We start from the raw sequence: 13,148 nt of genomic DNA on the forward strand, positions 1-13,148 counted from the left end.
TGCTGCGAATCCGATCGGTATTTGACGGCGATCAACGCCACCGCGCCACGCACGGGCCATACTTGCAGCGTTGCAAGAAATATCCCCTGAAACAGCGAGGTGGAAAATGAGTGACGGCATCCTGAAGCAGGACATCATCGATGAGCTGGACTTCGAACCCAGCATCGATGCCGCCCATATCGGCGTGGCTGTGGACAGCGGCGTCGTGACGCTGACCGGCCATGTCCCGACCTACGCTCAGAAGCTCAAGGTCGAAGACGTGGTGCGAGACCTCAAGGGCGTGAAAGCTATCGCCCAGGAAATGGAAGTGCGTCCCTTCGGCACCCACAGGACCGCCGATGACGAGATCGCCAAGCGCGCGGTCCACACGATCGCCTGGAACACGTCCATTCCAGACGGAGCGGTGCAGATCCGCGTGCAGGATGGTTGGGTCAAGCTCACCGGCAAGGTCGAATGGCAATATCAGAAGACCGCGGCGGAAGATGCCGTGCGTCACCTCGCCGGCGTCATCGGCGTTACCAGCCAGATCGAGATCAAGCCGCGACCGTCGACCGACGACATCAAGCAGCGCATCGAGAACGCGTTGAAGCGCAATGCGGAGATCGAGGCGCAGGAGATCAAGGTCGATGTCCTGGACAACGGCGCGGTCAGGCTCGAAGGCCGGGTGCATGCCTGGTCGGAACGGAGGGCAGCCGAGCGCGCGGCCTGGTCGGCCGCGGGCGTGAAGACGGTCGAAGACCGGATCACCATCGGCTGACAACCGGGCGGGCGAAAAGCGCCTGCCACCCGTCGACGTCAAGGTGTCGGTGCCCGCGAGCAGCACCGGCACCTTTTTAATTCGACGAGGCGATCGTATCGATACCCGGCATGCCATTAGCCCGGCAGGTTGACTTCGTTTCTTGAGGCTTTGTCTTATCTTTGTCTTGTCGTTTGTTCATTCTCCACACGACGGCCCGTTGGAGCAGGAGGACGGCAATGCCCACGCGCCAAGACCGGTTCGTGCATGAAGAGAATGTTTGCCGTTTCGAGAAATGTCTGGAAGCGAAGACTGATCTGGACAAGCGCTCAGTCCTGAGGAAGCTTTTTGTAGAAGAATGGAAGCAACTGGAGCATCTGCTGGAAGCACCTCGTTGCAAGCAGCCCGCGCAAACCGGCCTTGCCGAAAGCATGTGACCCGACATGACAGTGTCAGTTTGACATCAGCCGATTTAGCCAGACCTCGTCCAGCAACGAGCGGGTAACGCCGCCGAACACCCACTCCCTCAATCGGCTGTGCCCGTAGGCACCCGACACGACGAGCTCGGCGTTCACCGAGGCGAAGAAGTCGACCAGACAATTGTTCTCGTCATCGTCCGCCTTGATGATTTCGGTGCGCGCCTTGATACCGTGACCCGCCAGGAAGCTCGCCGCGTCGTCGACGCTGTCCTTGACCCACTCGTCGGGATTGCGGTCGACCGCCGCGACGATAACTTCGGTGGCCAGGGCCATGAACGGCACGGCGTCCGCCACCGCGCGCCTGGCTTCGCGTGTGTCCTTCCAGGCCACCACCACCTTGCGAGCCGGCAAATTTGCGGCGCCATCAGCCGCGACCAGGACCGGCCGGCCCGCGCGCAACACCAGCGATCCTGGATCGACCGCGCGGTAGGAATCGCCGAAAGATGCGCCTTTCGCTGCGCCGGTGACGATGATGTCGGCCATGCGAGCCCGCCTTGCCAGGGCATGATCCGGGTTTTCGACCTCCCCATACCAGCCGGTCTTGACCGCTCCTCCCGCAAGAGAGCCGAACTCGCCTTTCAGGTCGTGGAGGCGCCGTCGGATTTCATCCCGCGACTGTTCCCATATCTCGGCGGCGATGGCCGCGCCCTCGGGCGCCATCGTCACCGGCAATGGAGCGTCCGCGGCGCAGAATCCGATCAGACGGGCGTCGAAGCGCTTGGCGAGGTCCACCCCGATGCGCGTGAGCGGTTCGATCGGACCGTCAATACTGAGGTTCAGGAGGATTGACTTGTAGCTCATCGCACACGCTTCCGGTTTGATCGTTCTCGATGAGCTGAACCTATTTTGGCGGAGCGCGCATGCCTTGATGTGGATCAAACTCGCTTCACGGCATGCGGGATTGGAAATGGACAACTTCGCCATCGACCACGAAGGCGCCGTTCCCGATGTGATGGATGGTTTTCGGCCTCGGCTGTCCCGGATCGATCCAGGCCTTGACGACTTCCAGCACGAACAGATTATATCTGTTGACCAGTCGCGTATCGACCACGCGGCATTCGAGGTTGGCGAAGCACTCGGCCACCAGCGGCGCCGATACCTGTTCGGCGGGAAGCGGCGTAAACCATGCGGTTGCGAACTTGTCGGTGTCCCGGCCGGAGCAGTTGCCGACCTTCACGACCTTCTCCGCAAGCTCGACGGCGGGGATTGCGATCACGCATTCCCTCGTTTGGCGCAAGGCGAAGAACGAGAGGTCATTGCTAGATACGACGCATGCGATCGTCGGCGGGGCGAATTCCACCATCATATGCCAGGACATCGTCATGACGTTCGAGCGCCCTTGCCTGGATCGCGTCGAAAGCAGGACGACCGGACCGGGTTCGATGAGCCGGTAGACTTCGGCAAGCGGCAGTTCCTTCATATCAGTCTCTCGGTTCGCATCTGCAACAGGCTTGTTCCCGAAGACTTGTCGCTGGCATAGCCGTCATCCGCCTTGATCAGGGTCAAAGCCGGGACGCCTCTCTGAATGGCGGTCTAGCCGGATTGATCATGATCAATGCCAGCTCGCCCCGGACCTGCAATGTTCAAAAAACGAAAGGATGAACAAGGGGCCTATCCATGTCCACCGAAGACATCCTCCTGTGGGGTGCAGTGCTCTGCCTCGCCTTCATCGCGGGAGCCGCGATCTATTTCGATCTGGCATCGTTCAGAAGAAGCAAGCGCTTGTCCGCCGATCACGACTTGGGACCCTCACGACCCCACCAGCCGAAACCAAGAAGTTGAACGAGAGCGAAGGGAAAGACACCATGATCTGGAATTCGGAAGAGTTTCGTGCGCCCGAGCTGCCCCCTTTCGCACAAACCGGCCAGAAGCTCATGCGGGCGACCGCCGCGATGCAGGCCTATTCGATCCGCGCGTTGCTGCGCTATCAGATTGAAAGCCTATCGTTCCTCAAGCGAAGGTTCGAGGACGACCTGAAGCTTCTTGAAAAGCTGACGGCCGGCGACGAATTCGTCGACGCGTTCGACGTGTTCTCGAACTTCGTCCAGAAAGCTACGTCCGACTACGCAAATGAAGCCGGCAAGTTCGCCTCCATCGGCGCCAGACTTGCCTCGGAGACAGCCGGTCAAGTCCGCAAGGAGGCGGAGACGACGATCGACGACATGGCCGCGGCGACGCTTGCCCCCTGAAATGTCGCCGCCAAGGAAAAGCAGGCTGAAACCAGCCCCCGGTAGGGCCGCCGTCTTGAATGTTCATGACAAGGCTGGGCGGGCGGGGACATTGCAGAAGTCCGGCCCCGGCGAAGTCGCGGGCGCGGTCGGTTTCCCCACGCCGGCGCTGCCGGATGAGGGAACCGCAAGTGTCTATCGCGATGTCGACAGGCTGTCGCATGCATGGTTTGCGGCCTTCACGGCGGGCATTTCGCCGATCAGCCTCCTGCAGGCCTGGCAGGATTGGCTGCTGCACCTGTCCGCATCACCGGGCAAGCAGGCAGAGGTCTCCGCCAAGGCGGTCGAGAAGGTTGCGAGGCTGAGTGATTTCCTTTTTCGCTGCGCGTTCGCAACGGGAACCGCCACGCCGACGATCACGCCCCTGCCGCAGGACAGGAGGTTCCAGCACCATGCCTGGCAGACATTCCCATTCAACGCCGTTCAGCAAGCCTTCCTGCTTTCGCAGCAATGGTGGCATAACGCGACCACCGGACTTCCGGGAGTCACCAGAAGGCATGAGCGCCTCGTCGAATTCTACAGCCGACAGATCCTGGATACCGTCTCGCCCTCCAATTTCCCGGCGCTCAACCCGGAGGTCATAGACAGGACCTTTCGGAAGAATGGCGCCAATTTCGTCAACGGCGCCAACAACCTGGTTGACGACCTGCTTCGTCTGGCCGACGGCAAGCCTCCGGCTGGCGCTGAGAACTACCGGCCGGGTATCGAGGTCGCCGCCACGCCGGGCGAGGTGATCCTCCAGAATGAACTGATCGAGCTGATCCGCTACGCGCCGATGACGGACGTTGTGAAGGAGGAGCCGATCCTCATCGTTCCCGCCTGGATCATGAAATATTACATCCTCGATCTCTCGCCGCGGAACTCGCTGGTCCGCTATCTTGTCCAGAGCGGCTACACGGTGTTCTGCATCTCCTGGCGCAATCCTGGCAGCGATCAGGCCGGGGTGTCGCTGGACGACTATCGCCGGCTCGGCGTGATGGCGGCCATGGATGCGATCGAGGAGGCGACGGGAAGCGGCCGGATTCACGCAGTGGGGTATTGCCTTGGCGGGACGCTTCTGTCGATAGCCGCGTCGGCAATGGCCCGTGACGGCGACGAGCGGCTCGCCAGCCTGTCGCTGTTCGCGGCGCAGGTCGATTTCGAGGAGCCGGGCGAGCTCGGCTTGTTCGTGGATGAGAGCCAGATCACGCTGCTCGAGGACGTGATGTGGGTCGAAGGCACCCTCGATCAGCGCCGCATGGCTGGCGCTTTCCAGATGCTTCGTTCGCAGGATCTGGTCTGGTCACGCATCGTGCGCGAATATCTTCTCGGCGAGCGCGCTCCGATGACCGACCTCATGGCTTGGAATTCCGATTCGACCCGCATGCCGTCCCGCATGCAGTCGCAATATCTGCGGCAGCTCTATTTGGACAATGACCTGGTCGAGGGGCGCTTTTGCGTGGAGGAGAGACCTGTTCATCTGGAGGACATTCGAGCGCCGGTGTTCGCGGTCGGCACCGAGACGGATCACGTCGCGCCATGGCGTTCGGTATTCAAGCTGACCTATCTCTTCGATACCGACATCGACTTCGTCCTGACCAGCGGCGGGCACAATGCCGGCATCGTTTCCGAGCCCGGCCACCCGGGCCGCTCCTTCCGGCGGCTCAGCTGCCGCCACGCGGATATCCGTCCGAGCGCCGATGAATGGGTGAGGAACGCGACCGTGACATATGGTTCCTGGTGGCCGGCGTGGGTTGAATGGCTGGCGCACCATTCCGGCCGCGAGGTCGCGGCCGACCGGTTTGGCGCTCCGGGCGGCCTTAAGGCGATCCGCGCGGCGCCCGGCACCTATGTTTTCCAGCGATAAGCGTCTTCGGCAATTTGAGCCAGGTCAAGGTCCTGGCTCGTTCGTCACGTATTTTGGTGGACCATGGAACGTCGAACAGCATTCGTGATCCTGCCATTTGCGGCCGCCATCGCTTTCGCGTTGCCCGCTTGGGCCGGCGATGGCTCGCGGATTGCCTATGGCAAGAGGCTGGTCGAAGCGAACTGCGCGCGTTGCCATGCCGTAGGTCGCACTGGCGCAAGCACCCACCCGGACGCTCCGCCGTTTCGTTCCCTGGAACGCCGCTATCCAATCGAAGACCTGCAGGAGGCCTTGGCTGAGGGAATATCCACCGGCCATCCGGATATGCCGGAATTCGTGGCCGCTCCTGACCAGATCGACGCGATCATTGCCTACATCGGAAGCCTCGATCGATGATGGCGGCTCAACGACCGGCTCGGCGTCGAGGCAAGGGTGGATCCGTCCCTGGCACGGTAGCTATCGACGTGAATGGTTATGGCGGAGAGAAGAGGAGCTGCTGGAATGAAGCGCGGAATCGGAAATGAAGACGCCGAGGCCCCTGAACTTGCAATTCCCGTCGCGAAAGTCTGTTTCATAATCGCCAAGGCGCACGGATTCGACGTCAAGGTTGCCGTTACTGAACCGGACACGGGATCCAATCCCACGGACGATAATGAAATTGCGGTGCTTCAGGACCATGAGGACGACCCCGTGCGCGAAGAACTCGGGGCGCTGATCTCGGAGCTCTCGGCCGATGAGCAGGTCGACCTCGTGGCGTTGACCTGGCTCGGCAGGGATGACGGCCAGGCGGTCGATTGGGATGAAGTTCGCCAGCAGGCCACTTATGCCCACAACACGCGCACGGCCGACTATCTCTGCGGCAATCCGCTGTTGGGCGACCACCTTGCGGCCGGACTGGATGCCCTTGGCCTGTCATGCCCGGATTGAACCGAAGTTGACGCATATCAAGGTAGGACGCTTTCGGCCGTGCTGACCTACCCGCCTCTGATGGAGTCCGAGGATGATCTACACGACGGTACTGGTCCAGCTCGATATCGATGCGCCGGCAACGCCACGCGTGGTTTTCGCGCAGCAGATCGCAAGAATGTTCGAGGCCGATCTGATCGCGGTGGCGGCCGCCCAGCCTTCCACTTTGGTTTCGCCCAGCGAATCGTCTCCCGCCGTGGCCGAGGTGCTGCGCCAGCGAACCCTTGAGATCGAGGATCGTATCGGAAAGCTCAAGGAGGAATTCCTCGCCGTAGCCGGCGACGACCCGCGCGCATCCTGGCGCGCGGAACTTGACGATCCTACGCGCGCCGTGGCGCTCCACGCGCGGGCCGCCGATCTGGTCATCACCGGAGCGCCGGCCGCGGCCGCCGCCGGTGACTTTCAGAGAACCGTGGATCCGGGCGCGTTGGTGCTGTCGGTGGGCAGGCCGGTTCTGTTTGCAGCAGACGATCTCGCCGTCTTCAAAGGCGAGAGGATCATGGTCGCCTGGAAGGATTGTCGTGAGTCGCGGCGTGCAGTGGTCGACGCGATGCCTTTCCTGCGCAATGCCGAGGAGGTGACCGTCTTCAACGCGGCCGAGGACGGAAAACTCGTCGCGCGGGATAGCGCGGCCGATGTGGTGCGATTCCTGATGAAGCATGGTGTGAAGGCCCGATCCCGGTTGCTCGAAGCCGATGAGGGCTCGGCGGGCGACTCGATCATCGTCGAGGCCGAACGTGTCGGAGCCGATCTCGTCGTGGCGGGTGGCTATGGTCACAGCAGGTTCCGCGAATGGGCGTTCGGGGGCGCGACGCGATCCTTGCTCAAGTCAGGCTCGTTCCACAGGCTGCTGTCGAACTGAATAGCCATGTCGGTCCCGCCAGGTAGGCGCAACTTGAAGGAGACAAGCCTATGCAGCTGTCAGCATCACTGTTCCTGCCGACCTATCCGGACCCGCCGGGACCGAAGATCGCCTCTAACGCGGTGGCGGTGGCCAGCTACCTCGGCGCTACGCTGGACGTTGCGGTCATCAACGTCGACATTCCGGATGTTTCGAACGCGTTGTCCGGCTTGCTGCTCGATCTCCCCGAAAAGATCCGCGAGGTCAAGGCGGCCAGCAGGAATCGCGGCAAGGCCCAGCTGGAAAAGGCCGCGGCCGAGGCCGCGCGATGCAAAGTCACCATGACCAGTCAGGAGCTGAAGGCGCAGCCCGCCTTGATCGGGGAAGCCGCCGCCACGGAAGGACGTTATTTTGATCTCTGCATGGTTGGATGGTCGCGCGATACCGAGTCCGTGCGCATGACCGCGGAGGAGGTCGTGTTCGGCTCCGGCCGGCCGACCCTGATCCTTCCGGGCGACGAGGATGTCGGCACGCTTGATCATGTGGTGATCGCCTGGGACGGCAGCCGCGTGGCCGCAAGAGCCGTGGCCGACGCCAGGCCATTTCTGGAACGGGCATCGGCAATCTCGATCATCACCGTGACGGACGAGAAGGTTCTGCCGCGCGAGGATATCGGCGATCGCCTTGCGCATGGCCTCGCGGCGCGAGGTCTGCGGGCCAAGGCGGAGTCGATTCACGCCGGCGACAACGAAATCGGCGCCGCGCTCGAGGACCATGCCATAAGGATCAATGGCAGCCTCCTCGTCATGGGAGGGTGGGGCCATTCTCGTATCCGGGACTTCGTACTCGGTGGAGCAACCGAGGGAATACTATCGGATCTGCGCTTGCCGGTGTTGATGTCGCATTGAAGCTTGTCGCCCAGAGGTACGCAACCGACCTGGAACAACGACATGCATCAGGACCAAAAGCGCGTCGCCTGGAACTGTCTCGGCACGACGCGCTTCAGAGACTACGCTTCAGAGACTACATCGGCATCTCCGGCTCGAGCGCGCGCTCCTTCGCCGGTTCCGGGATCTCGGTCATGGTCGCTTCGGTCAGCAGGAGCACGCTGGCGACGGAGACGGCGTTCTCCAGCGCGATGCGCACGACCTTGGTCGGGTCGATGATGCCGGCCTCGACCAGGTCGACATATTCCTTGCGGCCGGCATCGAAGCCGAAGTTTCCCTTGCCTTCGATCATCTTGGCGATGACCACGCCGCCATCGACGGCCGAATTCTCGGCGATCTGGCGCACGGGCATTTCGAGCGCGCGCCTGAGGATCTGGACGCCGGTGCGCTCATCGCCTTCGCATCGCGCTTCCTCCTCTGTCACCGCGCCGATGCAGCGCAACAAGGCAAGTCCGCCGCCGGGCACCACGCCTTCCGCGACCGCAGCCTTAGTGGCGCTGATGGCGTCGTCTAGCGCCTCCTTCCTGGACTTCATCTCGGCTTCGGTCGGCGCCCCCACCTTGATGACGGCCACGCCGCCGGCGAGCTTGGCGAGCCGTTCCTGGAGCTTCTCACGATCATAATCGCTGGTCGTATCGCTGATCTCCCGCCGGATCTGCTCGACGCGCCCCTTGATCGCCTTCTGGTCGCCGGTGCCACCGATGATCGTGGTGTTGTCCTTGTCGACGACCACGCGCTTGGCGCGCCCCAATTGAGCCATCGCCACGTTCTCGAGCTTGAGACCGATGTCCTCCGAGATGACCTGCCCGCCCGTCAGGACGGCAATGTCCTGCAGCATGGCCTTGCGTCGGTCGCCGAAGCCCGGCGCCTTCACCGCGCAGTTCTTGAACGTGCCGCGGATCTGGTTGACGATGAGCGTGGCCAGCGCCTCGCCCTCGACGTCCTCCGCGATCACAAGCAGGGGCGAACCGGATTTCGCCACGGCCTCGAGCAGCTTGATGAGGTCGTTGAGCGAGGAGATCTTCTTCTCGACGATGAGCACGAGCGCGTCTTCGAGCACCGCCTCCATCTTTTCGGTGTCGGTCACGAAATAAGGGGAAAGGAAGCCGCGATCGAATTGCATGCCTTCGACCACGTCGAGGACCGTTTCGGTGGTCTTCGATTCCTCGACCGTGATCACGCCTTCGCCGCCGACCTTTTCCATGGCCTCGCCGATCAGTTCACCGATGAGCGGATCGTTGTGGGCGGAGATCGTTGCCACCTGTTCCTTCTCGCGCCTGGTCGAGACCGGCCGCGATATCTGTTTGAGCGTTTCGACCGCCCGCTTCGTCGCTCGGTCGAGGCCGCGCTTGATGTCGATCGCGCTCGCGCCGGCGACCACGTTGCGCACGCCGTCGGCGAACATCGCGTGGGCGAGTATGGTCGAAGTGCTCGTTCCGTCGCCGACCATGTCGCCCGTCTTCTCGGCCGCCTGCCTCAGCATGCGCGCGCCGAGATTTTCTTCCGGATCCTTCAGGTCGAATTCCTTGGCGATCGTCACCCCGTCGTTGCAGACGATAGGCGCGCCCCATTTCCTCTCTATCAGAACCGACTTCGAACGCGGGCCGAGCGTCACCCGCACGGCGTCGGCAAGTTGGGTCGCGCCGCGCAGGATCTTTTCGCGCGCCGCCGAACGGAACAATACCTGTTTATGGGCCATGGTGGTCTCCAAGACTATCCGATCGAATCCCATAGCTGCGTTGTCGCCGACCGGCCTTGATGCGCGTCAATTGTGCATCCTGGTGGCGGGGCCGATCAGGAGCCGCACTTCCACGACAAGCCGTCTGGAACGTCTCTAGGGCCGGTTGGACGCCGAGCTTTCTTCCTCTGCGGTCTTTCCGTCGTTGCCGAGGGTCGGCGTCAGCCAGCGGACGAAGCCAAGGCCGAGAAGCGCCAGCACCGTGAAGCCCGCGCCCGCCAGGAAGGTCATCCTCGGTCCGAAAAGATCCCAGAGCGTGCCTGCCATCAGGCTGGCGGCGAGCAGCGCAAGTCCACTCGACAGATTGAACATGCCGAAGGCGGTGCCTCGCAGTTCCGTCGGGGCCGTATCGGCGACGAGCGTTGCCAGCAGGCCTTGCGTGAGCCCCAGATGCAGGCCCCACAGGCCCACGCCAAGCGCTGCGCCCACCAGATTTCCAGGGAACGCCAGCACGATGTCCGAAGCAATCAGGACCAGGAAGCCGAGAATGAGCATCGTCAGGCGATTGATGCGATCCGACAGCGCGCCGGCCGGATAGGCCGAGAGCGAATAGACCACGTTCATAACCACCAGCACCAACGGCGCGAACACGATCGGCAGACCCAGGCCCTGCGCGCGCAGTATGAGAAACGCTTCGCTGAACCTGGCCAAGGTGAACACGGTGGCCACGCAGACGACCAGCCAGAAGGACGAACCCTGGCGCTTGAGCTCCGGCAGGCTCAAGGGAGCGCGCACTTCGCGCAGGCCCGTGGGCCGGGCCGGCTCCCGGACGGCAACAATAAGCAACACCACCGCCAGAAGGCCGGGAACAACCGCGGCCCAGAACACGGTCCGAAACTGATTGGCGGTCAGCCACATGAGGCCGATCGCAAGGAGCGGCCCGACAAACGCGCCAACCGTGTCCAGCGCCAGTCGAAGGCCGAAACTCGCGCCGCGCGCGCCGGCGGGAGCGATGTCCGCAACCAGCGCATCGCGCGGAGCATCGCGAATCCCCTTGCCCACACGGTCGATAAAGCGAGCCGCCACAAGCCAGCCGATCGAGGAAGCCAGCGGGAATACCGGCTTGGTGAGAGCGGCGAGACCGTAACCGATGACCGCCAGCAGCTTGCGTCTTTCCAGCCAATCCGACAGCGCGCCCGAAAACACCTTGGTGATGGCGGCCGTCGCCTCGGCAATGCCTTCGATGGTGCCGACCGTCACCATCGATGCTCCCATGACGGTGACGAGATAGACCGGCAGCAAGGCGTGGATCATCTCCGATGAGACATCCATCAGCAGGGAGACGAAGCCCAACGCCCAGATTCCCGCGGGGATGATTCCAAGGCGGGTGCGGGTGGTTTCCACAGTCTCGAACTGCTTCATGACTCCCTTCGGCGAGTCGACATTGGGCACGGTTCAAATAGCGAACTCAAGGTGCGCGCAGTGTCCCCCGCGACCAGCTATGCCTCCTTGGCCGGGGCTTCCAACCAGGTACCGCGCTCTCCCCTGACGATTTCCAGGGCATCGTCGAGCTTGCCGATCAAGGCAGGCTTGCCCGTTGCTTCGGCGAACTCGACCGCCGCTCCGACCTTCGGCCCCATGGATCCGGCAGGAAAATTACGTCCGGATATCTCTGTCGTGGCAACGCGCCGGAGCGCGCGGGCCTGCGGCGTGCCATAGTCGGCATAAACAGCATCGACGTCCGTCAGCATGAGCAGCATATCGGCCTTCAACTGGCGCGCGAGAAGCGAGCTTGCCAGATCCTTGTCGATCACGGCCTCGACACCGCAAAGGCTGCCGTCGGTTCCCTCCACGACAGGGACGCCGCCGCCGCCCGTGCAAATGACGATAACGTCCCTTTCGGTGAGGAACGAGATCACGGATGCCTCCAGGATCTCCAGCGGCCTGGGGGAAGGCACCACCCGGCGCCACTTGTCGCCATCGGGCGCGATCTGCCAGCCGCGCTCCGCGGCAAGCCGGCGGGCGGTTGCTTCGTCGTAGACCGGGCCTATCGGCTTCGTCGGCCGCGCGAAGGCCGGATCGCGCGGGTCCACCTTCACCTGCGTCAGCAAGGTTGCAAACAACCTGTTTCGGAGGAGGTTGCCGAGTTCCTGCTCGATCACATAGCCGATCATGCCGGCGCTCTCGGCGCCGAGCACGTCCAATGGAAATGCACCGCCATCCGATGTCGCCGCCGCCTGCAGCGCGAGCAGGCCCACCTGTGGGCCGTTGCCATGCGTGATGACGATCGAATGCCCTTCGCCGACAAGGTCGGCCAGCACGGATGCGGCGCGCGCAACGTTGGCGCGCTGGTTTTCGGCGGTCATCGGTTCTCCACGACGCAGGAGCGCGTTTCCGCCGAGGGCAACGACGATCAGCATCTCAGTTGCCGATAGTGGCGACGAGCAGCGCCTTGATCGTATGCATGCGGTTTTCGGCCTGGTCGAAAACGATCGAGGCGCCCGACTCGAACACCTGATCCGTGACCTCCATGCAGTCGATCCCGAATTCGCGCGCGACATAGGCGCCGACCTCGGTCTCGGCGTTATGGAACGCCGGCAGGCAATGCATGAATTTCACGTGCGGATTGCCGCTGGCCGACATCACCTCGCTCGTCACCCGATAGGGCGTCAGGAGACGGATGCGCTCGGGCCAGGCCGACTTGTCCTCGCCCATTGAGAGCCACACGTCCGTGTAGATGAAGTCGGCGCCTTCGACGCAGCTCTTCACGTCCTCGTCCAGCCTGAAGCGGCTGCCGCTGCGCTCCGCCAAGGTTCTCACATGGGCGCAGAACTCGTCGTCCGGCCAAAGCTGCTTGGGGGAAGCTATACGCATGTCGATGCCGACCTTGGCTGCGCCCACGGCCAGCGATTGCGCGACATTGTCCCGGCCCTCGCCGACGAAGGCGACCGTCATGTCGGACAAATGCTTATGCGTGAATTCGCGCATGGTCATGAAATCGGCGAGGATCTGCGTCGGATGCGCCTCGTCGGTCAGGCCGTTGTAGACAGGCACGCCGGCATGCGTGGCAAGCAATTCGGCCTGATGCTGCGCGAAGCCGCGATATTCGATCGCGTCATACATGCGGCCGAGCACGCGCGCGGTGTCCTTCATGGACTCCTTGTGCCCGATATGGCTGCCGCTGGGACCGAAATAGGTGACATGGGCGCCCTGATCGTAGGCGGCTACCTCGAACCCGGTCCGCGTACGGGTCGAGTCCTTCTCGAAGATGAGGGCGATGTTCTTGCGAACCAGGCGCGGTATCTCGTGCCCGGCCTGCTTGGCGGCCTTCAGATCGGCCGCCAGCTTCAGGAGGAAACGAATCTCGTCGGCTGAGAGATCGTCCAGCGAGAGCACCGAACGTCCATGAAGGTTGATCGACATGTTG

General features: G+C 62.8%; 14 protein-coding genes. 8 read left to right on the forward strand and 6 right to left on the reverse strand.

The features are described 5' to 3' along the window. The first annotated feature begins 106 nt into the window (after positions 1 to 106). Positions 107 to 757 carry a BON domain-containing protein gene (locus ACR64R_RS27090; RefSeq protein WP_487359293.1) on the forward strand — a complete coding sequence of 217 codons (651 nt, stop codon included), beginning with the start codon at positions 107 to 109 and terminating at the stop codon, positions 755 to 757. Positions 758 to 975: 218 nt separating this feature from the next. Continuing rightward, positions 976 to 1,173: a hypothetical protein gene (locus ACR64R_RS27095; protein ID WP_487359294.1), complete on the forward strand. Its 198-nt coding sequence runs from the start codon at positions 976 to 978 to the stop codon at positions 1,171 to 1,173. A gap of 15 nt (positions 1,174 to 1,188) precedes the next feature. Here the strand turns inward: ACR64R_RS27095 and ACR64R_RS27100 are convergent, their stop codons facing one another. Then, positions 1,189 to 2,016, reverse strand: a complete 828-nt coding sequence (locus ACR64R_RS27100) for a universal stress protein (protein WP_487359295.1) — start codon at positions 2,014 to 2,016, stop codon at positions 1,189 to 1,191. 85 nt (positions 2,017 to 2,101) lie between these two features. Beyond that, the gene (locus ACR64R_RS27105) at positions 2,102 to 2,635 is read right to left on the reverse strand and encodes a flavin reductase family protein (RefSeq protein ID WP_487359296.1); all 534 of its coding nucleotides are present in this window, start codon (positions 2,633 to 2,635) and stop codon (positions 2,102 to 2,104) included. Positions 2,636 to 3,020: 385 nt separating this feature from the next. Between ACR64R_RS27105 and ACR64R_RS27110 the strand changes: the two genes are divergently transcribed. From ACR64R_RS27110 to ACR64R_RS27135, 6 genes are all read left to right on the forward strand, one after another. Then, positions 3,021 to 3,404, forward strand: coding sequence for a phasin family protein (locus tag ACR64R_RS27110; RefSeq protein ID WP_487359297.1), 384 nt, complete (start codon positions 3,021 to 3,023; stop codon positions 3,402 to 3,404). 1 nt (position 3,405) lies between these two features. Continuing rightward, positions 3,406 to 5,289 carry a PHA/PHB synthase family protein gene (locus ACR64R_RS27115; protein ID WP_487359298.1) on the forward strand — a complete coding sequence of 628 codons (1,884 nt, stop codon included), beginning with the start codon at positions 3,406 to 3,408 and terminating at the stop codon, positions 5,287 to 5,289. A 63-nt stretch (positions 5,290 to 5,352) separates the two neighbouring features. Further along, positions 5,353 to 5,685, forward strand: coding sequence for a c-type cytochrome (locus ACR64R_RS27120; RefSeq protein ID WP_487359299.1), 333 nt, complete (start codon positions 5,353 to 5,355; stop codon positions 5,683 to 5,685). Positions 5,686 to 5,790: 105 nt separating this feature from the next. Continuing rightward, a complete protein-coding gene (locus tag ACR64R_RS27125) occupies positions 5,791 to 6,216 on the forward strand; it encodes a DUF3775 domain-containing protein (protein WP_487359300.1) in 426 nt (141 codons plus the stop codon). 157 nt (positions 6,217 to 6,373) lie between these two features. Beyond that, positions 6,374 to 7,117, forward strand: a complete 744-nt coding sequence (locus tag ACR64R_RS27130) for a universal stress protein (protein ID WP_487359301.1) — start codon at positions 6,374 to 6,376, stop codon at positions 7,115 to 7,117. Positions 7,118 to 7,239: 122 nt separating this feature from the next. Beyond that, complete coding sequence (locus tag ACR64R_RS27135) at positions 7,240 to 8,004, forward strand: universal stress protein (protein WP_487359302.1); 765 nt, start codon at positions 7,240 to 7,242, stop codon at positions 8,002 to 8,004. Positions 8,005 to 8,119: 115 nt separating this feature from the next. Here the strand turns inward: ACR64R_RS27135 and groL are convergent, their stop codons facing one another. The 4 genes from groL to argF form a co-directional block, all read right to left on the reverse strand. Beyond that, positions 8,120 to 9,742, reverse strand: a complete 1,623-nt coding sequence (gene groL / locus ACR64R_RS27140; RefSeq protein ID WP_487359303.1) for a chaperonin GroEL — start codon at positions 9,740 to 9,742, stop codon at positions 8,120 to 8,122. A 135-nt stretch (positions 9,743 to 9,877) separates the two neighbouring features. After that, positions 9,878 to 11,143: an MFS transporter gene (locus ACR64R_RS27145; RefSeq protein ID WP_487359304.1), complete on the reverse strand. Its 1,266-nt coding sequence runs from the start codon at positions 11,141 to 11,143 to the stop codon at positions 9,878 to 9,880. Between the two features lie 77 nt (positions 11,144 to 11,220). Then, complete coding sequence (gene arcC / locus ACR64R_RS27150; RefSeq protein WP_487359305.1) at positions 11,221 to 12,141, reverse strand: carbamate kinase; 921 nt, start codon at positions 12,139 to 12,141, stop codon at positions 11,221 to 11,223. A 1-nt stretch (position 12,142) separates the two neighbouring features. Further along, positions 12,143 to 13,144: an ornithine carbamoyltransferase gene (gene argF / locus ACR64R_RS27155; protein ID WP_487359306.1), complete on the reverse strand. Its 1,002-nt coding sequence runs from the start codon at positions 13,142 to 13,144 to the stop codon at positions 12,143 to 12,145. Positions 13,145 to 13,148 lie beyond the last annotated feature (4 nt).

The sequence above is a fragment of the Mesorhizobium sp. MC2-1-1 genome (assembly GCF_057597255.1).

Coding starts and splice junctions, on each gene's coding strand:
- ACR64R_RS27090 (WP_487359293.1), top strand. CDS start 107: ATGAGTGACGGCATCCTGAAGCAGGACATCATCGATGAGCTGGACTTC.
- ACR64R_RS27095 (WP_487359294.1), top strand. CDS start 976: ATGCCCACGCGCCAAGACCGGTTCGTGCATGAAGAGAATGTTTGCCGT.
- ACR64R_RS27100 (WP_487359295.1), bottom strand. CDS start 2,016: ATGAGCTACAAGTCAATCCTCCTGAACCTCAGTATTGACGGTCCGATC.
- ACR64R_RS27105 (WP_487359296.1), bottom strand. CDS start 2,635: ATGAAGGAACTGCCGCTTGCCGAAGTCTACCGGCTCATCGAACCCGGT.
- ACR64R_RS27110 (WP_487359297.1), top strand. CDS start 3,021: ATGATCTGGAATTCGGAAGAGTTTCGTGCGCCCGAGCTGCCCCCTTTC.
- ACR64R_RS27115 (WP_487359298.1), top strand. CDS start 3,406: ATGTCGCCGCCAAGGAAAAGCAGGCTGAAACCAGCCCCCGGTAGGGCC.
- ACR64R_RS27120 (WP_487359299.1), top strand. CDS start 5,353: ATGGAACGTCGAACAGCATTCGTGATCCTGCCATTTGCGGCCGCCATC.
- ACR64R_RS27125 (WP_487359300.1), top strand. CDS start 5,791: ATGAAGCGCGGAATCGGAAATGAAGACGCCGAGGCCCCTGAACTTGCA.
- ACR64R_RS27130 (WP_487359301.1), top strand. CDS start 6,374: ATGTTCGAGGCCGATCTGATCGCGGTGGCGGCCGCCCAGCCTTCCACT.
- groL (WP_487359303.1), bottom strand. CDS start 9,742: ATGGCCCATAAACAGGTATTGTTCCGTTCGGCGGCGCGCGAAAAGATC.
- ACR64R_RS27145 (WP_487359304.1), bottom strand. CDS start 11,143: ATGAAGCAGTTCGAGACTGTGGAAACCACCCGCACCCGCCTTGGAATC.
- arcC (WP_487359305.1), bottom strand. CDS start 12,141: ATGCTGATCGTCGTTGCCCTCGGCGGAAACGCGCTCCTGCGTCGTGGA.
- argF (WP_487359306.1), bottom strand. CDS start 13,144: ATGTCGATCAACCTTCATGGACGTTCGGTGCTCTCGCTGGACGATCTC.